We start from the raw sequence: 26,022 nt of genomic DNA, 5'->3' as shown, positions 1-26,022 counted from the left end.
GTGCGAGGAAGAGGGCCCTACTCCGCGAACGCCTCGATCGGCGGGCAGGAGCAGACCAGGTGACGGTCGCCGTACACGCCGTCGATGCGCCGCACTGACGGCCACACCTTGGCGCGCGCCCCGCCGGACGGCAGGCCCTGCGGGTACACGGCCGTCTCACGCGAGTACGGGTGGTCCCACTCGGTCACGAGGCACTCCGCGGTGTGCGGGGCGCCGCGCAGCGGGTTGTCGTCCACGGGCCACTCCCCCGACGCGACCCGCGAGATCTCCGCCCGGATCGCGATCATCGCGTCACAGAACTCGTCGATCTCGCCGAGCGACTCGCTCTCGGTGGGCTCGACCATGAGCGTGCCCGCGACGGGGAAGCTCATCGTCGGGGCGTGGAAGCCGTAGTCCGCGAGGCGCTTGGCCACGTCGTCGATGGAGACGCCGGTCTCCTTGGTGATGCCGCGCACGTCGAGGATGCACTCGTGCGCCACCCGGCCGTTCTCGCCCGTGTACAGCACGGGGAACGAGTCGTTCAGGCGGGCGGCGATGTAGTTCGCCGAGGCGATCGCGGTCAGCGTGGCCTCCCGCAGCCCGGACGCGCCCATCATGCGGATGTACGCCCAGGTGATCGGCAGGATCGACGCGCTGCCGAAGGGCGCGGCGGAGATGGTCGGGCCGGTGCCCAGCGAGGGCTCCAGCGGGTGCCCCGGAAGGAAGGGCGCGAGGTGGCTGCGGACGCCGATCGGGCCGACGCCGGGGCCGCCGCCGCCGTGCGGGATGCAGAAGGTCTTGTGCAGGTTCAGGTGCGAGACATCGCCGCCGAACTTGCCGGGCCGCGCCAGCCCGACCAGAGCGTTCATGTTGGCACCGTCGACGTAGACCTGACCGCCGGCCTCGTGCACGGCCGCACAGATCTCCCGCACCTCGTGCTCGTACACCCCGTGCGTGGAGGGGTAGGTGATCATGATCGCGGCCAGCTCGTCGGCGTGCTTGGCGATCTTCTCCTTGAGGTCCGCGGTGTCCACGTCGCCCGTGTCGCGCGACGCGACGACCACCACGCGCAGCCCCGCCATCACGGCCGACGCCGCGTTCGTGCCGTGCGCCGAGCTCGGAATCAGGCAGACGGTGCGGTGCGCATCGCCGCGCGAGAGGTGGTAGTTGCGGATCGCCAGCAGGCCGGCGTACTCGCCCTGCGAGCCGGCGTTCGGCTGCAGCGAGACCTTGTCGTAGCCGGTGATCGCGACGAGCCACTCCTCGAGCTGCGCGATGAGCGCGCGGATCCCCTCGGTGTCCGCGGCGGGCGCGAACGGGTGCAGCCGCGAGAACTCGGGCCAGGTGATGGACTCCATCTCGGCCGTCGCGTTGAGCTTCATCGTGCACGAGCCCAGCGGGATCATCGAGCGGTCCAGCGCGATGTCCTTGTCGGCGAGCTTGCGCAGGTAGCGCAGCATCGCCGTCTCGGTGCGGTAGGCGTGGAAGGCCGGGTGCGTCAGGAACTCGGACGTGCGGTTCTCGATGTCCGACGGTGCCGCATCGACCGGCTGCGTGTCGAACGCCGCGAGCACGGCCGCCACGTCGGCGGAGGTGCTCGTCTCGTCGAAGGCGACGGAGACGTGGTCGTCGTCGACGCGCCACAGGTTGTAGCCGGCGGCCTTGGCGGCGGCGAGCACGGCGTCCGCGCGACCGGGCACGTTCACGAGCACGGTGTCGAAGAACGCGTCATGGACGACGGCGGAGCCCAGCGCCGCGGCCAGCGACGAGGCCCGCGCGTGCACGCGCAGCGCAATGGCCTTGAGCCCCTCGGGGCCGTGGTAGGAGGCGTACATCGCGGCGAGCACGGCAAGCAGCACCTGCGCGGTGCAGATGTTGCTCGTGGCCTTCTCGCGGCGGATGTGCTGCTCGCGGGTCTGCAGGGCGAGGCGGTAGGCGAGGTTGCCGTCGGCATCGACGGACACGCCGACGAGCCGGCCGGGGATCTGCCGGGCGTGCTTCTCGTGGACCGCGAGGTAGCCGGCGTGCGGTCCGCCGAAGCCCAGCGGCACGCCGAAGCGCTGCGTGGTGCCGAAGCAGGCGTCGGCGCCCTGCTCGCCGGGCGGCGTCAGCAGGGTCATCGCCAGCAGGTCGGCACCGACGGCGACCAGCGCGCCGCGCTCGTGCGCGGCGTCGATCACGGCCTTCACGTCGGGGATGCGGCCCGAGGCGCCCGGGGTCTGCAGGATGACGCCGAAGAACTCACCGTCGGGCAGGCTCTCCGACAGGTCCACGACGACCACCTCGATGCCCAGCGGCTCCGCCCGGGTCTCGATCACCGCCAGGGTCTGCGGGAACACGTCACGGTCCACCAGGACGCGATTGCTCTTGGACTTCGCCGCCCGGCGCAGCAGCGTCATCGCCTCCGCAGCGGCGGTCGCCTCGTCGAGCATGGAGCTGTTGGCGATCTCCATGCCGGTGAGGTCGGAGACCATGGTCTGGAAGTTGAGCAGCGCCTCGAGGCGGCCCTGGCTGATCTCGGGCTGGTACGGCGTGTACGCGGTGTACCAGGCGGGGTTCTCGATGATGTTGCGCAGCAACACCGGCGGCGTCAGCGTGTCGTAGTAGCCGAGGCCGATCATGGTGCGGTCCACGGTGTTGCGGTCCGCGAGGGCGCGCAGCTCGGCGAGCGTCTCGTGCTCGTCGATCGCCGCGGGCAGGGCGCCGAGGCCGTTGTCGCCCTCCGGGTCGAGGATGGCCGACGGGACCGCGGCGCGGGCCAGATCGTCGAGGCTGTCGACACCGATGACGCGCAGAATCTGGTCGAGCTCACTCGCGTCGGGGCCGATGTGGCGCGCGGGGAAGTTGCTCGCGGATGCGTTGTCGGACACTGGGGACCTCCGGGGCGGTGTGCCCTCTCCCTCAGTCGCCGGCGGCTCCAGAGGCGCCCAACCCGCGTGGTCCTGGTGCCTGAGAGATTGACGGAGAGGTGCTGCTCCTTCGGCGCCCGTTGGGCCCGTGCTCGACGGTGCCCGCTGGGCTCTCCCACGCGGTGTTGCGGCGCACGGCGATTCTAACGCATTTCAACAGAACGTCCGTACGGTGAGGTCGGACGAGAGCGGCGCCCTACCCGGTGGCGCGGGCGCGGTTGCGGCGACGGGAGGCCAGCTCGTCCTCGGGGGCGGCTTCGGCGGCCACGCCGTCGGCACGCTCGCCGGGGAAGTCGGCGATGGTGCCGGTCAGCTCGCGCATCGCGCCGGAGACGGCGATGCCGAACACGCCCTGGCCGTGCTGCAGCAGATCCACGACCTCCTCGGCGCTCGTGCACTCGTAGACGGTGGTGCCGTCGGAGAAGAGGGTGATCCGGGCCAGGTCCTCCACGCCGCGCTGGCGGAGGTGATCGACGGCGACGCGGATGTTCTGCAGGGAGATACCGGTGTCGAGGAGGCGCTTGACGATCTTGAGGACCAGGACGTCCTTGAAGGAGTACAGCCGCTGCGTGCCCGAGCCGCCCGCGCTGCGGATGGACGGCACGACCAGCGACGTGCGGGCCCAGTAGTCGAGCTGGCGGTAGGTGATGCCGGCGATCTGGCAGGCACTGGGGCCGCGGTAGCCGAGCAGCTCATCGGGGATCGTGTCGTTCGGGAACAGGCCGGGCGCGATGTCGTCCAGCGAGCCCTGGGTGCCCACGGCGGAATCCGCCTGCGGCGCGTTCTGCCCCGTGCCGTCCTGATCGGTCACTGCCGTCTCCCTCGTGAGGTCCGTGCGCACTCCTGAGAGTACGCCTGCCGCGTGGAGGCCGTCGGTGTAATTCCCTCGGTGCCATTCGCGGTGTTCGGCGTGAACGCTATGGCGCGAAGGGCGCCGAATCAACGCGACACACCGACACCCTCAAGTTGAAGTTGAGGTCGAGATCGAATCGTGACCAAACCGGTCAGGACTCCCCCGGTGCCTTGAAGTCGTCGGCGGAGATCGAATCGAGGAACTCCTTGAACGCCTCGACCTCCTCGTCGGCGGGCGCCTCCTCCGCGGATTCGCCTGTCTCCGAATCGGTCTCCTCGTCGGGCAGGAGCAGCCCGGCCTCGGCGAGCACCTCCTCCTCGGCGAAGATCGGCACCTCGAGGCGGACCGCCATCGCGACGGAGTCCGACGGGCGGGCGGAAACGGTCTGGTCACCGTCGAGCACCAGATCCGCGAAGAACGTGCCCTCCTGCAGGCCCGTGATGCGCACCTCGGTGACGGAGCGGCCCAGGGTCTCGAGCAGGTCGACGATCAGATCGTGCGTCAGCGGGCGCCGCGGCTCGACACCCTGCAGCTTGATCGCGATCGCCGTGGCCTCACCCTGCCCGATCCAGATGGGCAGGTACCGGGGGCCGGAGACCTCACGCAGAAGCAGCACCGGATCGTTCTGCGGCGGGTCCATCCGGATGCCCGCGACGGTCATCTCGATCATGCCTTCAGCTTACCGGCGCACCGGTCGTCAGCGAACGGCGTCCTTGACCGCGGCCTTGACCAATTGCGTGTGGAAGGTCACCGACAGGGCGGCCAACTCGCGCACCAGCTCGGCGGCGCGCTCCGCGGCCCCCGCGTCGCCTCCCCGGGCGATCGGGTTGGCGATCTGGGCGATGAGGCCGGCCTCGCGGTCGGCGGAGGTCTTGAAGGCGCGCAGGTGCCGCGCCTCGAGCCCGTACTCGGCGAGCGCCTTGGCGGCCTGCACGAGCGCGACCGCGTCCTCGTCGAAGAAGCCCGCCTTACCGGAGGTGAGCAGCGCGGAGCGCTCCAGCTCGCGGAGGAAGGCCTCGTCGGCGCCGGACCGCGCGAGCAGGTCGGCGCGGCTGATCCTGGTCTGCCGGCGCGCGGAGAAGTCGGTGGCGGGCGCCGTCTTCGAGGACACCGCCGCGAGCACCCGGGGCGCACGCGGGGCGGGGCCCTCGACGGCCTCGCCCCGATCGTGCGCGTCCAGCTGCTCCTTGATGATCTTCAGCGGCAGGTAGTAATCGCGCTGCGCGGTGAGCACGTACTTGAGCCGCTCGCAGTCCTTCGGTGAGAACCGCCGGTACCCCGACGGGGACCGGTCCGGCGTGACCAACCCCTCCGACTCGAGGAATCGGATCTTGGAGATGGTCACGTCCGGAAACTCGTCACGAAGACGTTCGAGGACCGCCCCGATCGACATCGCGCTCGGGGCGGATTCCTGACGTGGTGCCGTCACAGAGTTCAGCCGGCCGCCGGGACGAAGAACACCAGCCGGAACTTGCCGATCTGGACCTCGTCACCATTCGCCAGGGGCGAGGCGTCCACCGGCTCGCGGTTGACGTAGGTGCCGTTGAGGCTGCCCACGTCGACGACGGTGAAGCCGCCCTCGACGGAACGGAACTCCGCGTGGCGGCGCGACACGGTCACGTCGTCCAGGAAGATGTCGCTGTCGGGGTGGCGGCCGGCCGAGGTGGTCTCCTGGTCCAGCAGGAAGCGGGAACCCGCGTTCGGGCCGCGCTTGACCACGAGCAGTGCCGCGCCGGCCGGGAGGTTCTCGAGGCCCGAGACGGGCGCATCGTTCTCGGGGCCGCCGGAGGCGTCCATCTCGCGGATGATGTCGGCGCGGAACACCGAAGTGGTCTCAACGGGGGCCGAGTCGTTGCCCTGGTCGTTCTCGCTCACATCGCTCCTTCGTCAGTGATTACTGCACAGGTCTTGTCGTTCACGGAACCGGGTGGACCTGTCGTCCACGGTACCGCGCCCGCCGGCTCGAGGGCGGCCGGATTCAACGGCTCTAAAGCCGTTCTAAGGAAAAACGTCGATCGCGGGACAACCGTCCCGCGGGTGTGTCAGGCCTCGCTCGTGAGCGCCTTGTAGGCGTCCGCGTCGAGCAGCTCGCCGAGCGCGGTCTCCAGGTCCTCAGGGGACGGGGCCTCGATCTCGGCGATCCAGCCCTCGCCGTACGGATCCGAGTTGATCAGGTCGGGGCTGGAGTCCAGCTCGCCGTTGATGGCGACGACGGTGCCGGCCAGCGGTGCGTAGATGTCGGAGACGCTCTTGGTCGACTCCACCTCGGCGAACGAGTCGCCCGAGGCGACCTCGGCATCGTCCTCCGGCAGCTGCACGAACACCACGTCACCCAGCTGGTCCTGCGCGAAGTCGGTGATCCCGATCCGCACCACGGTGTCGCTCTTCTTCAACAGCCACTCGTGATCGGGGGTGTACAGCAGTTCTCCGGGAAAGCTGGCGCTCAACGTGAGAATCCTTTCGCGAGGGCGGCGCGGGTTGCGCAGCGCTTACAACTTAGTGCGCGCCATACGGATCGAGCAACACGCCCCCGGCTAGCGGACGCGGGGCAACCGGCGTACCACGAGGACCGTCTGGCACCAGTAGAGCACCAGGGTCCACCAGTACATGCCCAGGCCCCAGAGCAGGAACGCCCACCCGAGCGGGTGCATGACGGCACCGAGCGCGTTGTCGAAGGTGCCGGCGAGCAGCATCGGCAGCGCGTACATCAGCGCCATGGTCGCGGCCTTACCGAGGTAGAGCGTCGGCAGCGCGGTCAGCCCCCGGCTGCGCAGCAGCGGGACGGTTCCGGCCAGGATCACCTCGCGGCCGATGACGAGCCCGATCACCCACCAGGGCAGGATCTCCCGCACACCGAAGGCGATGGGAATCGCGATCATGTACAGCCGGTCGGCGGCGGGGTCGAGCAGCTCACCGAGCCGCGTCTGCTGGTTGAGCAGCCGCGCCAGCTTGCCGTCGAGCCAGTCGGTGAAGCCCGAGACCATGAGCACCACCAGCGCCCACGCATCGCTGTGCTGCACCAGGAGCAGCCACAGGAACAGCGGCACGCCCAGCAGGCGCAGCACGCTGAGCGCGTTCGGGACGTTGACGGGGCTGCTCGCGCTCCCGCGGTCCGACGGTGCGCCCTCGCCCCCGGGTTCGGTGCTCCCGGACGTGTTCACGTGTGGCTCAGATCATCCCGAACATGTTCGCCATGCCCTTCGTGGCGAACGGGTTGTCGTGGACCATGTAGGTCCAGGTGAGGGTGTTCCGATCGAGATCGGCGCCGACGAGGTCGATGCCGTCCGCGGTGATGTCGGCCTCCCGCAGGGTTTCCCGGGCGCGGCCCAGGGCATCGTCGGGCAGCTTGCGGAACTCCTCGATCACGAGCCGATGGAACTCGTCGAGCGGCGACTGCCGACCCAGCGCGCGCAGGTGGATCGTGGTCTGCACCTCGGAGACGAAGGCCAGATGCTCGGCCCACGTGCGGTCGAGATGGAACAGGAAGGCCTCGCGCGCAGCCTGCTCGAGCACCTCGTCGGACACGCCCGCCTCGCGCAGCTCCCCGAGTCGCTCCGGCTCGAGCTCCGCGAAATCGACCAGCGGCCGGTCGGTGGTCAGCAGGGTGTGGCGACGGGCCATCACCAGGTCGCGCTGCTGGTTGACCAGCTGGTTGTAGCGCCACGTGTTGGCGTGCGTCTCGAGCATCCCGCCCTCCGCGACGCGCTGCGCCGAGTCGAGCATGTCGGCCGCCTTGCCGCGGGGGAACTCCCCGGTGTCCGGGTCGGCGCCACCGGGGGAACGCTTCAGCGGCAGATGTCGCTCGACGATCGGATCCTCGACCGAGGCGAAGATGACCGAGGTGCCCGGATCGCCCTGCCGGCCGGCGCGGCCGCGCAGCTGCTGGTCCAGGCGCTCGGTGTCGTGCAGGCCGGTGCCGACGACGGCGAGGCCGCCGAGCTCCGCGACCTCGTCGTGTTCGGGGCTCTCGTCGCCCGCGTCGTGGCCGCCGAGCTTGATGTCGGTGCCGCGGCCCGCCATCTGGGTGGAGACGGTCACGGCGCCCTTGGTGCCGGCGTCGGCGATGATCCGGGCCTCGTCGGCGTCGTTCTTGGCATTGAGGACCGTCGCGACCACGCCCGAGATCTTGAGCATGTGCGCGAGCTCCTCGGACTCCGCCACGTCGTGCGTGCCGATGAGCACCGGCTGCCCGGTCTCGTGCACCTCACGCACGTATTCGACGATCGCGGCGACCTTGTTGCCCTTGTTGTCGAAGACGCGCATCGGCTGATCGACGCGCACCGTCGGCGTGTTCGGCGGGATCTGCGAGACGCCCAGATCGTAGAACTGGCGCAGCTGCTCGCCCGCGGCGATCGCCGTGCCGGTCATGCCGCACACCAGCGCGTAGCGCTGCAGCAGCGCCTGCACCGTGATCGTGTCGATCACCTCGCCGGAGTCGGTCTGCGAGAGCCCCTCCTTCGCCTCCACCGCGGCCTGCAGACCGTCGGGCCAGCGCTGCAGCTCGGCGACGCGACCGCGCGAGGAGTTGATCAGCTTCACCTGACCGTCGCGCACGATGTAGTGCACGTCCCGCTCGACGAGCGAATAGGCGTGCAGCGCGATGTTCACCTGCGGGAGGGTCGACGCCACATGCGCGTCGGAGTACAGATCGATGCCCCCGAGCTCCGTCTCGACCAACTGCGCGCCCTCCTCGGTGAGGAAGGCCGACTTGCCGTCCGAGTCGATCTCGTAGTGCTTGCCCTGGCGCAGCCGGGCCACGACCTCCATGATCGCCGCCTGCGGCACGTCGCCCTTCACCGAACCCGCGAGGACCAGCGGGATGAGGGCCTCGTCCACGAGCACGGAATCCGCCTCGTCGACGATGGCCACGTCCGGCTTCGGCGAGAGCAGATCCTCGGCGCGGGTCGCGAGCTGATCGCGCAACACGTCGAAGCCGATCTCGTTGACCGAGCCGTAGACGACGTCCCGGGAGTAGGCCTCGCGGCGCTCGGCCCGGGTGGAGGATTCCGCGACATAACCGACCGTGACGTCGAGCAGGTCGAAGAACGGCTTCATCCACTCCGCGTCGCGCCGAGCGAGGTAGTCGTTCGGGGAGATGACGTGGACGCTACGACCGGCGAGCGCCATGCCGGCCGCCGCGACGGCGCCGGCGAGGGTCTTGCCCTCGCCGGTCGCCATCTCGATCACGTCGCCCTCGAGAAGCCGGTCGGCACCCTGCAGCTGGACGTCGAAGGGACGCAGGCCCAGGGCCCGGTCGGCGCCCTCGCGCGCGATCGCGATGAACTTCGCGCGGTCCTCGGACTTCTCGTCGTAGACGTCCAACGCCAGGGCGGCGTCCGGGAACTCCTCGTCGGAGAGGCCCTGCGCCCACTCGTCGAAGTCCGCGGACCGCTCGATCAGCGCGACGGACCGGGACTGGTTCCGCGTACTCTGCGCGCCGAGCACCTTCCACACCTTGCTGCTGAACCTGCCCACGTGACCTCCGCACTCGACGCTCGACCGCTTGCGCAGTCGAGACTACCGGTGCCGGTCCGTCCGGTTCAGAGCGCCGCGAAGTACGCCGTGGAGAACGCCACCGATCCGATGGACACGCGGTACATGTCGCGGTTCACGTTCTCCAGGGTGTCGCGGGCGCTGTGGTAGTTCGGGTCGTAGATGTCCCCGACGGTGCCGCCCCACTGCCGCTGCTGGTCCTCGGTCTTCTTGCCGTCGGCGCCGGTGTCCATGCCGCCGGACGCGATGCCCACCTCCTTGAAGGGCCCGTAGTCCGAGCGGCCGTCGAAGGCCGAGGCCTCGACGTGGACGTTCCGCCACGCGAAGTAGTTCCGGAAGACCTGTTCGATGACGCCGGAGCCGGCCGGGCCCGCGCCGCCCTCGAGCTTGGAGGAACCGTCACCGTCGAAGGTGAAGTAGCCGCCGTTGGGCGAGCCGAGCATGTCGAAGTTGAGGTAGCGCTTGATCTTCGACGCCTCGTCCGGGCTCAGGGAGGTCACGTAGTGCTCGGAACCGACGAGGCCCTCCTCCTCGGCGCCCCACAGGGCGAACCGGACCTTGTTCTTGACGTCGGCGTTCACGCCGAGCTTGACGGCGGTCTCCAGCACGGCTGCCGAGCCCGAGCCGTTGTCGTTGATGCCGGGGCCCTCGGGGACACCGTCGAGGTGCGCACCGACCATCTGGACGTTGCCGGCGTCGCCCTTCGCGGTCTCCGCGAGGACGTTCCAGGTCTTGGCCTTCTCGGTCTTCGCGTCGACGGTCAGGACGAGCTCCTGCCCGTCGACGATCGCCGCGTTCTGCGCGACCCCCACGACGGGGATGGAGGCACCGTCGTCGAGGCCGAGCGTGCCGCCCTTCCAGTCGCCGTCGGCGTTGTTGGTGATGATGAGGGCTTTCGCCCCCGTCGCCGCGGCGGCCTTGTACTTCTCACCGAACTGGCACTTCCCGCGCTGCACCACGGCGATGGACCCGGGCGTGACCTTCTGCAGGTCCTCCGCGGTGCAGCCGAGGTTGCCGGTGACGACGGCCTTGGCGGTGAGGGTGCCGTCGGTGGCGCCCGAGTACTGCAGGGCCGCCGCCTTCACCGGCGCCCCCGCGGACTGGACCTCGACCTTGGTGGCGCTCCAGCTGGCCTGGGTGAACTCCTGCCGGACCGGGTTGTAGCCCGCGTCCCGGAGCACCTTCTCCGCGTACTCGACGCTCTGCTCGTAGCCGGGCGTCCCCAACGCGCGGTTACCGCCGTTGCGGTTCGCGATGTCCTGGAAGGCCTCGAGGTGCTTGACCGCACCGTCGAGGGTCACGGCGTCTGCGAGCGCCTTGGCCTTCTCGGTGGCGCCGGCGTCGTCGGCCGTGCCCGCGGGGGCCTGGCGGGCGCTGCTCGGTGCCGCCTTCGACGTGTTCGCACCGCTCGCGGCGCTCGTCGACGCGGCATCGTCGCCGGAGGTGCCGCACCCGGCGGCCACGAGACTCACGGCGGCCAGTGCGGACACGACCCGGACAGTGGTGGATTTCCTTCGCTTGTGCAACATGACCCCATTACACACACATGGGCGGAGGATTGCGGCGTGAACACGCACACTTATCCGGTCGAGGTCGAGTGGTCGGCGCCGGGCGGGACCGCCGACTACCGCACCTATCCGCGCGAGCACCTGCTCAGCTCCGCGGCGACGACGTCGATCGCCGCGTCCGCCGACCCGCACTTCCTCGGCGATCCCGCGCTGTGGAACCCGGAGCAGCTGCTCGTGGCGGCGGCCGCGAACTGTCACATGCTCTCCTACCTCGCACTGTGCGCGCTGCGCGGCGTCACGATCGTCGAATACACCGACACCGCGGTCGGCACGATGGTCGAAACCTCCGGTGCCGGAGGCCGGTTCACCGAGATCCGGCTCGCTCCGCGGGTGGTGCTGGCGCCCGGCGCCGATGCGGACCTGGCGCTCGCGCTGCACCACGAGGCGGGCGAGCAGTGCTACATCGCCGCCAGCCTGAGCTGCCCCGTGACGCACTCCCCGCGGATCGTGACCGGGTAGCGATACCGTCCCGGGTATGGCCGAGACACGATCCACCGCCAACGACCCCGCCGGGGCCGAGCTCGCACGTCGTCTCGCCGCCGCCGGAATCGCCGTCGAGACCTCTGCGCTGCGCCGCGCGCAGTACGCGTACGACGCGTCCAACTACCGGGTCGAACCCGTCGCGGTGGCGTTCCCGCGCACCGTCGACGATGTGGTCGCGGCGGTCCGCGCGTGCGCGGAGCTCCGGGTCCCCGTCATCGGGCGGGGCGGCGGAACGTCGATGGCGGGTAACGCGATCGGCGCCGGACTCGTGCTCGACTTCTCCCGGCACATGAACCGGATCCACACGATCGACGAGGCCGGCGGCGTCGCCGACGTCGACCCCGGCGTCGTCCTCTCCGTCCTGACCCGCACCGTCGAGGAGCGGACGGGCGGCCGGAGAACCTTCGCGCCGGACCCCTCGTCGCGGACCCGGGCGACGGTGGGTGGCGCGGCCGGCAACGACGCCTGCGGCAACCACTCGGTGCGGTACGGGCGGATGTCCGATCACGTGCTCGAGCTCGACCTGGTCACCGCCGACGGTGCGCGGCTCACCGCGGGCCCCGGCGGGCTGCGCGCGACCGACCCGTCCGACGGGCACGCCGCGACGCGCGCCGAGGCGCTGAACGAGCGGCTCAGGGCCCTCGCCGCCGAGAACCTCGCGCGATTCCGGCTGGAGCTGAGCACGATCCCCCGCCAGGTGTCCGGGTACCACCTCGATCATCTGCTGCCGGAGCGCGGATTCGACGTCGCCCGCGCGCTGGTCGGCTCGGAGGGCACCTGTGTGGTCGTCGTCCGCGCCAGGGTCCGCCTCGTACCGCGCCCGGCGAGCGCGCTGCTGGTCTGCCTGGGCTACCGGGACGTCGTGGAGGCGGCGCGCGACATCGAGACGATCCTCGCCTTCTCCCCCGCGGCGGTGGAGGGCGTCGACGACGCCATCGTCACGACGATGCGCACCCGCCGTGGGGCCGATTCGGTCGCCGCGCTGCCCGAGGGCGCCGCCTGGCTCTACGTGGATCTCGACGGCGACGACTCGGGCACCGTCGCCGCGCGGGCGCAGGAACTCCTCGCCGAGCTGCGCGCAGCAGGGCGGCTGGTGGACGGCCGCACGGTGCCCGACCCGGCCGAGCGGGCGTCGCTCTGGCGGGTCCGGGAGGAGGGCGCCGGGCTGTCCTCGCGCCTGGCGTCGGGGCAGGAGTCGTGGCCGGGATGGGAGGACTCCGCGGTGGCCCCCGAGCGGCTCGCCGACTACCTCGCCGACTTCCGCGATCTGCTCGCCGAGCACGGCCTCGACGGCGTGATGTACGGGCACTTCGGCGCGGGCTGCATGCACATCCGGATCACCTACGACCTGCGCTCGGACGAGGGACGGGCGGTGTTCCGCCGGTTCACCGCCGCCGCCGCGGAACTCGTGGTGCGGCACGGTGGTTCGCTGTCCGGCGAGCACGGCGACGGCCGCGCCCGGTCCGAGTTCCTGCCGGTGATGTACTCGCCGGCGATGCTCGCCGCGTTCACCGCCTTCCGTCGGATCTTCGACCCCACGGGCCTGCTCAACCCGTCGTCGATCACCGATCCGGCGCCGATCGACGCGGACCTCGCGCTGGCGGGCGTGCCGGACCGCGGTTGGCCCACCCGCTTCGCGCTGTCCGACCCGTGGGCGGCGAGCCTGCAGCGGTGCATCGGCGTCGGCAAGTGCCGCTCGGACGCGGGCGGGGTGATGTGCCCGAGCTACCGCGTCACCGGCGACGAGACCGACTCCACCCGCGGGCGCGCGCGGGTGTTGCAGGAGATGGTGCGCGGCGCACCGTCGGTCGATCGGGGCTGGCGGTCGGAGGAGGCGCGCGAAGCCCTGGACCTGTGCCTGTCCTGCAAGGCGTGCTCGACCGACTGCCCGACCGGCGTCGACATGGCGACCTACAAGGCGGAGTTCCTCTCCCACTACTACGCGGGGCGACTGCGGCCGCTCTCGCACTACTCGATGGGTCGGCTTCCGTTGTGGCTGAAGCTGACCGGATTCGCCGCGCCCGTGGTCAACGCGGCGCTGCGCACGCCCTTCGCCCGGGTCGCGCGCAGGCTCGGCGGCGTCGCCCCGGACCGGCGGTTGCCGCGGTTCGCCTCCCGCCGGGAGTGGCGGCGCGCGGTGCGTGCGGCGCTCGCCGCGCGGCCCGTGCCGCCCGACGGTCCGCGCGTGGTCCTGTTCGCCGACACCTTCACGCGGGGCCTGCGCCCCGGGGCCGCCGGCGCGACTGCGCGGGTCCTCGTGGACGCGGGCCGGCGTGTGGACTGCACGGCCGCCGCCTGCTGCGGCCTGACCTGGATCTCCACCGGCCAGCTGGACACCGCGCGCACGCTCCTCGCCCGCGCGGCGGACGCGCTCGACGACGGCACCGACGACCCGATCGTCGTCGTGGAGCCGAGTTGCGCTGCCGCGCTGCGCAAGGACCTGCCGGAGCTCGTTCCCACCGACCGCGCCCGCCGCGTCGCCGCGCGCGTGCACACCGTCGCCTCCTACACCGACGCGATGCTCGCTACCGGATGGCGCCCCGTGCCCGCCGCGCCGCTGCCGGACGAGGTGGTGCTGCAGACGCACTGCCACGAGTACGCCGTCTTCGGCGCCGGTGCCCACCACCGGGTGCTCGCCGCCGCCGGCACGACGCCGCGCGACGCGACCGGATGCTGCGGCGTCGCGGGCAACTTCGGGTTCGAACGCGAGCACTTCGCGGTCAGCATGCAGGTGGCGGAGCAGGCCCTCGCGCCGGCCCTGCGCGCCGCGCCCGACGGTGCCGTCGTCGTCACCGACGGCTTCTCCTGCGCCATGCAGGTCACGCAGCTCGGGCTGTCGGGGCCGGGCTCGCACCTCGCGGAACTGCTCGATCCGGGCCCGCCCGGGGTCAGGTCGCGTCGAGGTGCTCGAGGATCAGCGTCGTGATCGCCTCGGGCGCCTGCTCAGGCGCCCAGTGCGAGACGTCCTCGAGCATTTCGAACCGGTACGGCCCGGTGCAATGCTCGCGCGTCCCGAAGGCCGCGACATCGCCGAACGCGGCGTCCTCGGTGGACCAGACGTAGAGCGCGGGGGTCTCGACGGGGCCGATCGCCGCGGGCGGGCGCCCGGCTCGGTACCAGTTCAGTGCCGCCGTCATCGCGCCCGGTTCCTGCAGGCGCTGCACGTACTCGTCGACGGCGTCGCGGGGCACGTCCCGCCCGAACACCTGCCGCAGCGCCCGGGCGTCGTCGGCGAGCATGGCCTTCTCGGTTGCGGGCGTGTTGCGCCACTCGGTCATGTACCGCGAACGGTTCGCCTGGTCCTCGTCGGTCCGCATGGCCGCAGCCAGGGCCGCCGGGTGCGGCGTGGAGACAACGGTGAGAGAGCGCAACCGGTCCGGATGTTCGGCCGCGGTCCACCAGGCGACGGCGCCGCCCCAGTCGTGGCCCACCAGGTCGAACCGCTCCCAGGCCAGAGCATCGGCGATCGCGATCACGTCGGCGATGAGCGAGGTGATGCCGTACTCCGCGGGGCGCTCGGGCCGCACGTCCGGCGAGTAGCCGCGCTGGTCGGGTGCGACGGCACGGAATCCGCGCTCCCCCAGCGCCGCGACCGAAAAGCGCCATTCGATCGACGCCTCGGGGAATCCGTGCAGGAGGAGCACGGGGCGGCCGTCCTCCGGACCGGCGGCGATGGCGTCGAAGGAGCCCGCGGCGGTGGGAATGCTCAGGTGTTCGGTCACGGATCTCACGCTAGGCCACGCGCGTGTCGGTGGAGCGTGCGACAGTGACGCCATGACCGAACTCAGCACCCTGTCCCCCGCCGAGCGGCACCGCGCCGTCGCCGCGACCTTCGCCGGCGTCGCCGACGCGATCACCGACTGGGACGCTCAGACACCCGTCCCCGAGTGGAAGGCAGGGGAGGTCGTGGGCCACCTCGTCGAGTGGCTTCCCGGCTTCCTCGCGATGACCGGCGTGGAGCTGCCGGGTGCGCCGTCCGACGCGGCGGTGCCCGCCGCGGCCTTCGGACAGCTCACGGAGGCGGTGCAGGCCCTGCTCGACGCACCGGACGCCTCGCGGATCGTGACCACACAGATGTTCGGCGACCGGCCGCTCGACGGGCTGATTGACCAGTTCTACACCGCGGACGTGTTCATGCACACGTGGGATCTGGCCCGCTCCAACGGGATCACCCCCGACCTGGACCCGGCGTTCGCGAAGACCCTGCACGGCGGTTTGGAGTCGATGGGCCCGATGCTGCAGCAGTCGGGTCAGTTCGGTGCTCCGATCCCGGTGCCGGACGGCACTGACGAGGCGACCGCCCTCATGGCCTTCATCGGCCGGGACCCGGCGTTCGGCGCCTGATCAGCGCGCCTGGATCTGCAGGCCGGACACCATAGTGTTCCGGGCGGCACGGTACGCGGGTGCGTCGCCGCGCGAGGTCATCAGCGTCAGGGTCACGGTGTGCACGCCCGCACTGGACGGGACGCCGACCGCGACGAGGGTCGCAGGGTGCGGCTTCGGCTCCGCACTGCTGGTGAAGTCGTAATCGACGGTGGCGCTGGGGAAACCGCACACCGTGCCGGTGCGCACCGACTTCGTCCCGAAGGAGGAGCGGATCGCCCCGACCGCCCGGTCGACCGCCGCCTTCGCGTTCGCGCTGTCGCTCTTGTCGACGGTGACGACGGCAACGGGCGCGAACTCATCCGCGATGAGCGAACGGTTGACCAGCGCGAGCCTAATGTCGCGGCCGGCGGTGTCGAAGCGCTCCCACCCGGCGGGCTTGGGCAGCTGAACGATCGGCTCCGTCGCCGCGCGGGAGGGCACGGTGACGAGCTGCGCGGTGCTCACCGCACAGCCCGGCGCCGCCGAGGCCGCAGGAGCGAGCAGCGTGCCGGCCGTCGCGCTCACCGTGAGCGCGAGGCCCACCGTACCGGCGATCGTCGCGATCTTGAAGCGAGCATTCAGATCAGTCATATACGGACGGTAGCACCCCGCTTCGCGATGATCAATATCGCCCGTTCGGCACCGGTCGCCGGGCAGCGGTCACCTCAGCGCGGGGTGCAGATCACGACAGGGATGTCGCGATCGGTGCGCTTCTGATAGCCGTCGTAGCCGCGGTAGGACTTGACGATCTGCGGCCACAGGTCCGCCTTCTCCTCCGTGGTGGCCGCCTTCGCCGTCCACGGCGTGGTCACCTCGTCGACGGTGATCTCGACGTCCGGGTTCGCAGCCAGGTTCTTGAACCAATCCGGGTTATCGGAGTGCCCGCCCTTGGAGGCCACGACGACGACCCGGTCGGCCGAGAACAGCGGTGCCGTGAGCATCGTCGAGCGACGCCGGCCGGACGAGCGGCCGATCGTGTGCAGCTCCAGCGTCTGCATGCCCAGCACGCGCTTCGGGAACCGCCCGCCGGTGACGGCGAGCAGGGCTCGGTGCCCGTTCTCCAGCCCCCACGCGCCCATCTCGGTGACCTTGTCGGAAAGACTCATGCCGTCATTGTGCCGGGTCGTGCGGCCCGGCGCTCGTGTGTGCTCGAGCGCGTCGTCGCCCATGTCGGGACACACCATCCGGATCGCCGCGCGCCGGTGGCTCGGTCAGGCCTGCCGCAGTCGATGAGCGGCGCCACCGGTCAACCCCGGCGAGACGTGAGGGTGCAGCGCGATCGAGTGGTCGTAGTACTCGTCGGTCATCGGCAGGTACGGGATCGGTTCCTCGGCCCCGACGGTGCCGAGCCGTTCCGCCAGTTCCTCGCCGAGCCGCCGGACACCGTCGGCATCGACGCCGTGCACGTCGGTGACGAGGTGCGGCACGAGCGTCTGCATCCCCGTGTACCAGAACGTGCCGTGCAGAAGTGGCCAGAAGACGTCCTCGACGTCGCCACTGATCCCGCGCGGCGAGATGGAGCCGGGCCTGTCGCCCGCGGTGACGACGGCCAGAGCGCGGCGCCCGGCGAGGCCGCCGTCGCCGTACTTGCGGTTGCGCCCCGTGGCGGGATCGGGCACGTCGTAGGCGAAACCGCGCTCGAAGACCCGATCGATCCAGCCCTTGAGCATCGCGGGCGGGCCGTACCACCACAGCGGGAACTGCAGCACCACGAGGTCAGCGGCGACGAGTCGCCGCTGAGCGTCCCGCACGTCGGCACCGCCCTCCTCGACGAGGACCGGATCGAAGCGCTCGGCGTAGAGGTCCGCGACGTCGACGGACCAGCCGTCCCGCCGCAGCCGTTCGACGCCCGCGTCCCGCAGTGCCGCATTCAGCGACTCCGCCCGCGGATGCGCGTAGACCCAGTGTGCGTGCTTGTGCGCGTCATCGCCCATGTCCGGAGCAACCATCCGGATCGCCGACCGATTCCATCGACCGCGGAAATAGAAGAGTCCCGAGACACCGTGTGTCTCGGGACTTCTCGGTCGGGCTGACAGGATTTGAACCTGCGACCACTTGACCCCCAGTCAAGTGCGCTACCAAGCTGCGCCACAGCCCGTGGCCCGCTCATGCGTGCTGTCAGAGAGTACCCTATGCGTCACTCGGACAAGAAATCGCCAGCACTGCACCCCCGACGGCCCGTGAATCCGCGCTACAGTCGACCGCATGAGGCGTGGACTACTCGTGCTGGCGGCGGTCGTGGCGTCCGTCGCCGTCGCGACGCCCGCTCTCGCGGAACCCGCCATCGATGCGGACCGGTACCGCACCGACGGCGGCGACTACGCCTTCGCCTACCGCTACGACGGCAGCAAGCGCATGTGCACCGTCTCCGCCGATCCCACGACCGTCCGGTGCGGCGTGTCGGCCCCCGCGGGCACGAGGATCACCGTCAAGGGACGCAGCGTACGGCCCGAGGCGATCGAGATCACCGCGCGCGGCTGGCGCTATCTGGAGCGGATGACCTCGCAGGACCGCCCCCGCACCCTGCCCGAGGGGGCGCGGCTGTCCGTGCACAGCGCTTCCTGCACATCGCTGCGCGACGGCGGCCTCGAGTGCTCCATCGACTCCGTCGGGTTCAAGCAGGACGACGGCCGCTTCTCCACGCGGGGCACGAAGACGGGCTAGGCCACCAGCTTCGCGCGCAGCCGCCCGACGACACCGTCGTCCAGGCCCAGGCCGTCGCGCACGTATCCGTCGAACCCGCCGTACTGCGTCGCCGCCTCGGCGAAGGCGGCCTCGAGCGCCTCGGGGAACACGCCGGCGAGTACCCGCGCGGCCGCGCCGATCTCCGGGCCGCGTTCGGCCGCCGCCGCGTTCGCGATCTTGTCGATGGTCGCCGCGGAGTAGTGGTTCGTGAGGAGGTAGTCGGCCATCACGTCGTCCGCGGACATCCCGATCAGTCGCTGCACGATCGCCGCGGCCCAACCCGTCCGGTCCTTGCCCGCGGTGCAGTGGAAGACCTGCGCGCCGGGATCGTCGGAGATCGCTCGCACCAGACCGGCGAACTGGACCCGGGCGTTGGCCTCGGTGACGAACATCCGGTAGACATCGGTCAGCATGCCCCGGGCACCGTCGGCATCCTTGAGCGACTTGGGGTCCAGGGCACCGAGCTCGACCTCGTCGCCGATCACGTTGAACCGGACGTACCGCGCACCGTCGGGCACCACGTCGGGTTTCGGCGTGACCTCGACCGTCATCCGCAGGTCGAACACTCCCGTCAGGCCCGCCGCCGCGAGCCTCCCAGCGTCGATCGACGCGGCGTCGAGGGCATTGGAGCGGTACAGCACCCCTCGCCGCATGCGTCCACCCTCGGCCGCGTATCCGTGCGGTCCTGCAACATCGCGGAAATTGTCCACACACCGAGCGTAATCGAACAGTCGGACCGGGCGGTCAGTGCCGCTCGTACGGGATCTTCTCCCCCGCCGTCACCGCGAAGGGAAGTCGGTTGCCCGCCGGCGGCAGGGGGCAGGTGGCGAAGTCGATGAACGCGCACGGCAGGTTCACCGCGCGGTTCAGGTCGACGGTCACCGGCCCGCCCCGGAGGACCTCGCCCGCGTCCAGCGGGATCGACACGCTGCGGTTCGCGGCATAGGTCGACACCCCCGAGGTCTCGTCGGTGAACAGCACCTGCAGCCCGCCGGCCTTGCCGTTGAAGGCGATCAGGCGGTGCTCGACGCCCCCGTGCTCGAGCACCACCTCGCCCGGGGCCAGGTAGACGTGCTCGAGCCCCTCCGCGACCGCCCCGACGGTGATCGACCGCGGTGCGGCGTAGGGCTCGAACCGACCGGTCAGCACCCACGCGGGGTCCGGTTCGAACGCCGGCACCCCGCGAAAGCCCTGCACGGTCGCGGCGCTCGGGTCGCGCACGCGGATCAGATACCCGTCGCCGCGGTGCACCACCTCGATCTCGACATCGCCGGCGCGCACCAGCTCACCGGCGGCGACGGGGCCCGTTTCGAACCGGCGCGTGCCCTGGACCGCGAGGTCGTCGCCGGGCTCCGCGGTCACGTACGCGGCGACGCCGTCGTGGTGCCAGCGGCCCGGGATCCCCTCGAACCGCTCGGGCTCGCGGCCGAGCCGTTCGAGCCGCGTGATGGAGAGCCAGCCGGTCGGCGCCGCGAGCTCGCGCTCGCGGTGCTCATGCCAGGCGTTCCATGCCTGCGCGTACTCCGGTGTCGCGGTAGTGGCGGTCATCGTTGCTCCTCGGATCGTCGAACTTCCCCTGGGTCCAACGCGACTGGCCCGTACCCTCATCGCATTCCGCGCACCCTGCGCGCAGACCTGGCGTCGCGACTCGCGGCGGTATCCGCAGTGCGAGCGCGATCAGCGCATCGACCGGCACCTCTACCGGCACCTCGACGCGGGCGGCGAGCCGCGCACCGTCGGCCCCGCGGACCAGCAGTTGCCGCATCCGCGCCCCGGCGAGCCGGGCGCCGGGCCACGCGACGTCGGCGAGCTCGGCGTGCGCGGGCACCGCACCGTCGACCTCGCACAGGACGACGGGGCCCGAGCGCACCAGCCGCGCGATCCGCACGACCACCACGGGGTGGCCCGACGGTCCGCCGTCCGCCAGCAGCGACGCCGGGGTGCCGGCTATGAGCACCTCGTCGCCGTCCATGGCGGTGCCGTCGGGCCAGATCGTGGGGTCGAAGGACCGGGCGACGCCGGCGCGGGCGAGTGAGGGCAGAACCTCCATCAGAGTCACGCCTACCGGTCTACGCGGGCCGCGGCGCGGGCGGAAGGTCCGGCGCCGTCAAGGTCGCGCTAAGAGGGTCAGACGCCGTCCTCGGCGCAGGGCAGCACACCCGCCTTGACCGCGGCCTGCACTGCGGCGTAGTCCTTCTCATTCTGATCGGCATAGGCTCCCGCGAACTGCGCGATGGCCTCGTCGAACTCCGTGGACTTGCCGAGGTACGCAGATGCCGCCTCGCCGCCCGGAGACTGGGCGTGCGCCCGGGCGAGCACGACCGCGCAACCCTGGCAGTACTGCGCGAACTGCTGGACGGTGAGCAGTTCCGGCGCGATCGAGCCCTTCATGTCGCGGAACTGGCGCCAGTAGAAGTCGTATCCGCCGATCGTCGGCGTGTAACCGAGGAAGGAATCGGACTGCGCCTGGAGCTGCTGCTGCCCGGCGATCGCGCGCCAGGCCTGCGCCCCGCTCGACGGTGCCCGGGGCGGCATCACCGCGGGTCCGAGCTTGCCGTAGGTCTGCAGGACCGACTGGGTCGCTTCCTTGACCTGGAGGAAGAGCGTCTCAGTGGTGCCGCCCGGGGTGTCCCGGCCGAGGAGCACGATGAAGCAGCGGGTACCGACGCTACCCACGCCGACCACCCGCAGCGCCCAGTCGAGCACCCGGAACTGGCCCAGCAGTGCGGCGGCGTCGGGCCGGAGGGTGTCGAGGTAACTGCCGAAAACGCCGTCGAAGCCCTCGATCAGCTTGGCCGGAGCGGGAACCAGCGTGGGCGGGTCCGCGACGATGTGCAGCTCGCCGTCCTCCCGGGTCGCCGTGATCTTCTCCACCATCCGGGCCGAGGTGCGCTTGCGGGCCTTCTTCGCCGTCTGCTCGATCAGTTCCTGCAGCGGTTTGTCGCCGGCCGCTTGGGCGGTGAGCGCGTCCACGTCGACCGACGCGTAGTAGCGGTCGAGCGCGGTCATCCCCGTCAGCCGGGCGAGCGTCGTCCGGTAGGCGCCGACGGCGCCCACGACGGCGTCGCTCCCCTGCGCCTCGGTCTGCCCGTTGTCGCGCGCCGCGATCATGATGCTGGCCGCGAGGCGTTTGACGTCCCACTCCCACGGAGCATTGCCCGCCTCGTCGAAGTCGTTGACATCGAACAACTGCCGACGCTCCGGCGAGGCGAACAGGCCGAAGTTCGAGATGTGCGCATCGCCGCAGCTCATCACCGTGACCCCGGTGTTCGGCTGATCGGAGAGGTCGTGCGCCATGAGTGCGGCGCCACCGCGGAAGAACGCGAACGGCGAGTGCACCATGCGCGCGATCCGCACCGGGACCAGCTCCTGAATCCGCTTGCTGTTCTGCTCCCGGATGATCGCAACCGGATCGCGATCGTCCGGGGTGAACGCCGACTGCGACGCTCGAGAGACCGTCTTGCGCAGATCCTTGCCATTCGCCGCACGTGCCGTCATGGTCAACGATCGTAGTCGCGTGGAGCCCGGTCGAGGGCGCGGTCCGCGCCGTCCGTCCGCCGACGCTCCACCGAATAAGGACACCCTAAGAATCGAGGCGTACGGTGGAGGACGTGACTCATGCTGAAACCGATAACCGCACCGCACCCGCCCGCCGCCAGCGCCCCGTCCACGAGCTCACGATCGTACGCACCGAGCCCGTCGGGAGCCACCTCGTCCGCGTCCACGCCGAGGGCGAGGCCCTCGCGACCTTCGGCGATCCGGACCTGCCCGGTCTGGCCGCCACCGACTCCTACGTCAAGATCCAATTCGGCGACGCCACCCGCACGTACACCGTCCGCTCCTTCGACCGCGCTGCACGGCGCATCGCGATCGACTTCGTCGTACACGGCGATGAGGGGCTGGCCGGGCCGTGGGCACAGCGCGCGCAGCCCGGCGACACGATGCGCCTGATGGGCCCGGGCGGCGCCTACTCCCCCGACCACGACGCCGCCTGGCACCTGCTCACCGGCGACCTGTCGGCCGTGCCGGCGATCGCGGCGGCGCTGGAGGCCCTGCCGGACGATGCCCGCGGCGCCACGATCATCGAGATCGAGGCCGACGGCGACCGCGTCGATCTGCGCGCGCCCGCGGGCGTGGACGTGCGCTGGACGGTCAATCCCGACGTGGCCGACACCGAGTTCCTCGCCCGGCAGGTCGCCGTCGCCGATTGGCCGACCGACCGGACGAGCGCGCACGTCTTCGCGCACGGCGAGCGCGAATCGATCAAGGCGATCCGCAAGGTCCTGCGCGAGCTCGAAGTGCCGCGCGAGCGCATCTCGATCTCGGGATACTGGGCCCGCGGGCGCGCCGAGGACGCCTTCCAGGCGGAGAAACGCCAGCCCATCGGCCAGATCGACTGATCCGCGGGCTACCCTGGCTCGGTGCCGAGCCCGCTGCATCGTCTGTCATCCGCGATATCCACCCCGCGCCGCCGGGTCGCCGCAGCTGCGGCCCTGCTGGCGATCGCGACGGCGCTCGGATTGGCACTGAACACCTGGCACGGGTTCCTCGACCTCCTCGTCTACCGGCTGGGGGCGCGCACCTGGCTCGACGGCGGCGCCCTGTACGGGCAGCTGCCGCCCATCGGTGACATCGCGCTCCCGTTCACCTACCCGCCGCTCGCCGCGATCGCCTTCGCCCCGCTCGCGATGCTCCCCGAGGGAGCCGCCGGGGCCGTGATGTTCGCGCTGTCGCTGGGCGCCATCGGGCTCACGCTGTGGCTGGTGCTCGCCCGCGTGCGGCCCGCGATGGACCGGGGCACCCGGCTGGCGATCGTGCTCGCCGGGACGGCGCTCGCCGAGTACCTGGAACCCGTGCGCGAGACGCTCGGCTTCGGCCAGGTCAACGCGCTGCTCATGGCCGCGATCGCCGCCGACGTGCTGACCCGGAACCCGCGCTGGCCGCGCGGACTGCTGATCGGCATCGCGATCTCCATCAAGCTGACGCCGGCCGGCTTCCTGCTCCTGTTCCTGCTGCACCGCGACTGGCGCGCGCTCGCGACCAGCATCGCCGGGGCCGCCGGCTCGGTCGCGCTGGCGTGGGCCGTGATGCCCGACGAGTCGCGCCAGTACTGGTTCCACACCCTCAAGGAGACCAGTCGGATCGGACCGCCGTACTTCGCCGGCAACCAGTCGATCAAGGGCCTGGTGTTCCGCCTCGGGTTCGACAAGGGGATCTCGACGGCCCTGTGGCTGGCACTGTCGCTGGTCGCCGTGGCACTGGCCGCCGTGTGGATGCACCGCCTGCTCTCCGACGGCGCGCTGCCCGTCGCCCTGATGGTCAACGCCGCTGCGGTGCTGCTGATCTCGCCGGTGAGCTGGTCGCATCATTGGGTCTGGGTGGCACCGGCACTGCTGCTCGGCGTCCTCGCCATCGCCGACGGTGCGCGGGGGCCCGCGTTGGGCCGAACCGTCGCCCTGGGTGCCGTGTTGTTCTACGTCGGACCGCACTGGCTGCTGCCGAGCCGCTCCGACCGCGAGTTGGCATGGGCGTGGTGGCAACAGATCATCGGCAGCGCGTACGTGCTGTTCACCGTCGCCGTCCTCGCCGCAGGCGTCTGGAGTGTGTGCCGTCACACCGACGACACCCCGGTGACAGTCAGCACAAAAGCACGTCGCGGAGCGGGGATTTCAGACAACACCGGATAATTTGTCTACCCGTGGACCTCAATCCGGTGCCGGGCTTCTCCCCGTCCTCCGCCCAACTGCGGCGACGCGGAATCGCCTTCACCGCGTGCATCGCACTCATCGCGGTCGCGGTGTGGGGCGTGCAAGCCCTCCGGCCGGATGACGCATTCACCTTCACCCTGCGCACGCCGACGGTGGCCGCCGGGATCACCGAGGGCGCGAAGGTCCGGATCCAGGGTGTCGAGGTCGGCACCGTCACCTCCGTCACCGCCCTCGGCAACGCGCAGCAGGGTGTCACCCTGCGGCTCGACGGGCCGCAGGGCCGCAGCCTGACCAACAACGTCGAGGCGGCGTTCTCCGCCGGCAACCTGTTCGGCGTCTCCGAGGTGATCCTCACCCCGCACGACGGCGGCGGGGCCCTGCGCGACGGTGCCCAGCTGGCCCCGACCAAGCAGATCACGGACAGCACCGTCTCGAACATGATCGCGACGATCGGCGATGTCAACAACGACGCGCTGCGGCCGCGGATGGGCCAGATCCTGATGAACGTCGACGCATCCTCGAAGGCGATGCTGCCACTGCTCACAGCGCTGGGAAGCGTGGCGCAGGCGATGCAGGACACCCAGCGGCTCTCGACCGCGTCGACCTTCCCCACCGCGGTGGCGGCGATCAAGGCCGCGGATCCCGCCATCGGCGCGATGATCCCCACCTTCCGCTCGACGCTCGACTTCAAGCCCCTGCACAACGGCGACTCGAAGCGCGTCATGGCGATGCTCGACCAGATCAACAACGAGCGCTACGGACTCACCGCCGCCCTCGAAGCCATCCTCACCCCCGACGCCATCCAGGGCCTCAAGACCGCGTCGCCGATGCTGGTGAGCCTGATGCGGCCGATCCTCGCGGCGTTCCCGGGTGGCAGCGCCACCGGCGTGGGCATCCAGCTCGGAACGCTCATGGACGATGTCCGCAAGGCGATGCCGAACACCCCGAACGGCCCCGTGCTCAATCTGCGCCTGTCCGTGGAACTCCCGGCCATCGCCGCAGTGCTCCCTCCCGGCACCGATGTCCCGCCCGCTCCCGCCAAGCCCGCACCGGCCGCGCCCGCGGCGCCGGCGAAGCCCGCCCCGTCGACGACAACCCCCGCCACTCCCCGCTGACCCCGGCACACAGCCGACCGTCGCCGCCCCAGCTGCAGCGACGGCGGGCCACGTCGTCCCCCACGCGCCACCGTCGTCCCCCGCGCGGCGCCGAACCGCGCCTCCTGCGTTCATTCCCCCATCGGACGCCGCGCTTCTCGTGTGGGCTCCGCCGTCCCCCACGCGACGCCGAATCCCCCACCAGACGCCACTTCCCCCTCCCTGAACGCCGACTCCCCCACGGCGCGCCGTGCGGGCCTGGCCGTCCCCCACTCGGCACCGGCCACGACCTGGACGCGCGGCCACATTGTTCTAAACAGTTGACACATTGTAGCGGTTCGTGATCAACTCCTTGTATCAAACACCCGATACAAGGAGTCAAAATGCGTCGCTCCCTCATCGCCGTCGCGGCGGCCATCACAGTCCCGGCGTCCACCGCAGCATGCAGCACCAACACGACCGTGACGACAGGCGAGAGCGCAACCGCGAGTGGATCACTTCCGGCGTGCGAGGGATCGGCCACGTCGGAGCACGGCCTCGGTGAAGCCGTGCAGGCTTCTGCCGCCCAGCTCTCCACGATCCGGCCGCGCTTCAGCACCGGTCTGGGCACGGTCACGGACAATGCAGGCCGACTCACGGTGTCTCTACGTTTGTGTTCTCCCGGTGCCACACCGGACCAGACCCGGGATGCGGCGACCGCAGTCGCCAAGTCAATCGCCGCGAGTAGCGTACTGAGCTCAGCCGTTGACGAGATCCACGTCGAGAACCCCGATTCGTCGATCCGCCTGGTCACGAAACCCTTTGACGCCGCCCGGTTCAGGTCAGGCGCCAGTCTCGCCGACAGTCGCACGCTGTGGCACACCGATACGCAGGAGCGCTGATCAG

The 26,022-nt window shown here is 70.9% G+C and carries 25 protein-coding genes, 1 tRNA gene and 1 riboswitch; of the genes, 8 read left to right on the top strand and 18 right to left on the bottom strand.

Annotated elements, in window-relative coordinates; genetic code table 11:
- Positions 1-17: 17 nt before the first annotated feature.
- The 9 genes from gcvP to HF999_RS10025 form a co-directional block, all read right to left on the bottom strand.
- Positions 18-2,849 carry an aminomethyl-transferring glycine dehydrogenase gene (gene gcvP / locus HF999_RS10065; protein ID WP_168545740.1) on the bottom strand — a complete coding sequence of 944 codons (2,832 nt, stop codon included), beginning with the start codon at positions 2,847-2,849 and terminating at the stop codon, positions 18-20.
- Positions 2,850-2,906: 57 nt separating this feature from the next.
- Positions 2,907-3,016: riboswitch (glycine riboswitch) on the bottom strand.
- Between the two features lie 68 nt (positions 3,017-3,084).
- A complete protein-coding gene (locus HF999_RS10060) occupies positions 3,085-3,648 on the bottom strand; it encodes a MerR family transcriptional regulator (protein WP_244881024.1) in 564 nt (187 codons plus the stop codon).
- Positions 3,649-3,892: 244 nt separating this feature from the next.
- The gene (locus HF999_RS10055) at positions 3,893-4,411 is read right to left on the bottom strand and encodes a bifunctional nuclease family protein (RefSeq protein ID WP_068569815.1); all 519 of its coding nucleotides are present in this window, start codon (positions 4,409-4,411) and stop codon (positions 3,893-3,895) included.
- Positions 4,412-4,438: 27 nt separating this feature from the next.
- Entirely contained in the window at positions 4,439-5,170 is a 732-nt protein-coding gene (ftsR, locus tag HF999_RS10050; protein ID WP_446697299.1) for a transcriptional regulator FtsR, read from the bottom strand.
- A 5-nt stretch (positions 5,171-5,175) separates the two neighbouring features.
- On the bottom strand, positions 5,176-5,616 hold the full coding sequence (gene odhI / locus HF999_RS10045) for an oxoglutarate dehydrogenase inhibitor Odhl (RefSeq protein WP_168545739.1): 441 nt from the start codon (positions 5,614-5,616) through the stop codon (positions 5,176-5,178).
- 167 nt (positions 5,617-5,783) lie between these two features.
- The gene (gcvH, locus tag HF999_RS10040) at positions 5,784-6,188 is read right to left on the bottom strand and encodes a glycine cleavage system protein GcvH (protein ID WP_168545738.1); all 405 of its coding nucleotides are present in this window, start codon (positions 6,186-6,188) and stop codon (positions 5,784-5,786) included.
- 87 nt (positions 6,189-6,275) lie between these two features.
- Positions 6,276-6,902: a CDP-alcohol phosphatidyltransferase family protein gene (locus tag HF999_RS10035; RefSeq protein ID WP_168545737.1), complete on the bottom strand. Its 627-nt coding sequence runs from the start codon at positions 6,900-6,902 to the stop codon at positions 6,276-6,278.
- Positions 6,903-6,909: 7 nt separating this feature from the next.
- Positions 6,910-9,216: an accessory Sec system translocase SecA2 gene (gene secA2, locus HF999_RS10030; RefSeq protein WP_168545736.1), complete on the bottom strand. Its 2,307-nt coding sequence runs from the start codon at positions 9,214-9,216 to the stop codon at positions 6,910-6,912.
- A gap of 65 nt (positions 9,217-9,281) precedes the next feature.
- Positions 9,282-10,724 (bottom strand): M28 family peptidase, encoded by a 1,443-nt coding sequence (locus tag HF999_RS10025; RefSeq protein ID WP_312854086.1) that lies wholly within the window; start codon positions 10,722-10,724, stop codon positions 9,282-9,284.
- 75 nt (positions 10,725-10,799) lie between these two features.
- Between HF999_RS10025 and HF999_RS22485 the strand changes: the two genes are divergently transcribed.
- Both HF999_RS22485 and HF999_RS10015 read left to right on the top strand, forming a co-directional pair.
- Positions 10,800-11,261, top strand: coding sequence for an OsmC family protein (locus HF999_RS22485; protein ID WP_168545734.1), 462 nt, complete (start codon positions 10,800-10,802; stop codon positions 11,259-11,261).
- Between the two features lie 16 nt (positions 11,262-11,277).
- Positions 11,278-14,211 (top strand): FAD-binding and (Fe-S)-binding domain-containing protein, encoded by a 2,934-nt coding sequence (locus HF999_RS10015; protein WP_168545733.1) that lies wholly within the window; start codon positions 11,278-11,280, stop codon positions 14,209-14,211.
- Here the strand turns inward: HF999_RS10015 and HF999_RS10010 are convergent.
- Positions 14,174-15,007 (bottom strand): alpha/beta fold hydrolase, encoded by an 834-nt coding sequence (locus tag HF999_RS10010; RefSeq protein ID WP_168545732.1) that lies wholly within the window; start codon positions 15,005-15,007, stop codon positions 14,174-14,176. The two genes, HF999_RS10015 and HF999_RS10010, sit on opposite strands and share 38 nt — an antisense overlap.
- Positions 15,008-15,059: 52 nt before the next feature.
- Between HF999_RS10010 and HF999_RS10005 the strand changes: the two genes are divergently transcribed.
- Positions 15,060-15,629 carry a maleylpyruvate isomerase N-terminal domain-containing protein gene (locus tag HF999_RS10005; protein ID WP_168545731.1) on the top strand — a complete coding sequence of 190 codons (570 nt, stop codon included), beginning with the start codon at positions 15,060-15,062 and terminating at the stop codon, positions 15,627-15,629.
- Here the strand turns inward: HF999_RS10005 and HF999_RS10000 are convergent, their stop codons facing one another.
- From HF999_RS10000 to HF999_RS09985, 4 genes are all read right to left on the bottom strand, one after another.
- A complete protein-coding gene (locus HF999_RS10000) occupies positions 15,630-16,241 on the bottom strand; it encodes an LpqN/LpqT family lipoprotein (RefSeq protein WP_168545730.1) in 612 nt (203 codons plus the stop codon).
- A 74-nt stretch (positions 16,242-16,315) separates the two neighbouring features.
- Positions 16,316-16,756, bottom strand: coding sequence for a nitroreductase/quinone reductase family protein (locus HF999_RS09995; protein WP_168545729.1), 441 nt, complete (start codon positions 16,754-16,756; stop codon positions 16,316-16,318).
- A 105-nt stretch (positions 16,757-16,861) separates the two neighbouring features.
- Positions 16,862-17,599: an NAD(P)H-dependent oxidoreductase gene (locus tag HF999_RS09990; protein ID WP_246207569.1), complete on the bottom strand. Its 738-nt coding sequence runs from the start codon at positions 17,597-17,599 to the stop codon at positions 16,862-16,864.
- A gap of 75 nt (positions 17,600-17,674) precedes the next feature.
- A tRNA-Pro gene (locus HF999_RS09985) sits at positions 17,675-17,748 on the bottom strand.
- A gap of 107 nt (positions 17,749-17,855) precedes the next feature.
- Here HF999_RS09985 and HF999_RS09980 point away from each other — a divergent pair.
- Entirely contained in the window at positions 17,856-18,314 is a 459-nt protein-coding gene (locus HF999_RS09980) for a hypothetical protein (RefSeq protein ID WP_168545728.1), read from the top strand.
- Here the strand turns inward: HF999_RS09980 and HF999_RS09975 are convergent.
- The 4 genes from HF999_RS09975 to HF999_RS09960 form a co-directional block, all read right to left on the bottom strand.
- The gene (locus HF999_RS09975; RefSeq protein ID WP_168545727.1) at positions 18,311-19,045 is read right to left on the bottom strand and encodes a tyrosine-protein phosphatase; all 735 of its coding nucleotides are present in this window, start codon (positions 19,043-19,045) and stop codon (positions 18,311-18,313) included. The genes HF999_RS09980 and HF999_RS09975 overlap by 4 nt on opposite strands.
- Positions 19,046-19,079: 34 nt before the next feature.
- Complete coding sequence (locus HF999_RS09970; protein ID WP_168545726.1) at positions 19,080-19,883, bottom strand: DUF1684 domain-containing protein; 804 nt, start codon at positions 19,881-19,883, stop codon at positions 19,080-19,082.
- Positions 19,828-20,394: a hypothetical protein gene (locus HF999_RS09965; protein ID WP_168545725.1), complete on the bottom strand. Its 567-nt coding sequence runs from the start codon at positions 20,392-20,394 to the stop codon at positions 19,828-19,830. Before HF999_RS09965 ends, HF999_RS09970 begins: the two co-directional genes overlap by 56 nt.
- 68 nt (positions 20,395-20,462) lie before the next feature.
- Positions 20,463-21,833 (bottom strand): DUF2252 domain-containing protein, encoded by a 1,371-nt coding sequence (locus tag HF999_RS09960; protein WP_168545724.1) that lies wholly within the window; start codon positions 21,831-21,833, stop codon positions 20,463-20,465.
- 113 nt (positions 21,834-21,946) lie between these two features.
- On the opposite strand from HF999_RS09960, the gene HF999_RS09955 reads away from it, so the two are divergent.
- The 4 genes from HF999_RS09955 (at position 21,947) to HF999_RS09940 (ending at position 26,018) form a co-directional block, all read left to right on the top strand.
- A complete protein-coding gene (locus HF999_RS09955; protein WP_168545723.1) occupies positions 21,947-22,735 on the top strand; it encodes a siderophore-interacting protein in 789 nt (262 codons plus the stop codon).
- Positions 22,736-22,756: 21 nt separating this feature from the next.
- The gene (locus HF999_RS09950) at positions 22,757-24,022 is read left to right on the top strand and encodes a glycosyltransferase 87 family protein (RefSeq protein ID WP_312854085.1); all 1,266 of its coding nucleotides are present in this window, start codon (positions 22,757-22,759) and stop codon (positions 24,020-24,022) included.
- An 11-nt stretch (positions 24,023-24,033) separates the two neighbouring features.
- On the top strand, positions 24,034-25,158 hold the full coding sequence (locus HF999_RS09945; protein ID WP_168545722.1) for an MlaD family protein: 1,125 nt from the start codon (positions 24,034-24,036) through the stop codon (positions 25,156-25,158).
- Positions 25,159-25,520: 362 nt separating this feature from the next.
- Positions 25,521-26,018, top strand: a complete 498-nt coding sequence (locus HF999_RS09940) for a hypothetical protein (protein ID WP_168545721.1) — start codon at positions 25,521-25,523, stop codon at positions 26,016-26,018.
- Positions 26,019-26,022 lie beyond the last annotated feature (4 nt).

This window comes from Tsukamurella spumae (assembly GCF_012396015.1).
GTDB classification, from domain to species: domain Bacteria; phylum Actinomycetota; class Actinomycetes; order Mycobacteriales; family Mycobacteriaceae; genus Tsukamurella; species Tsukamurella spumae.
The sequence above is the reverse complement of the archived record's forward strand: the minus strand, read 5'-3'. Positions and strand labels throughout refer to the sequence as shown.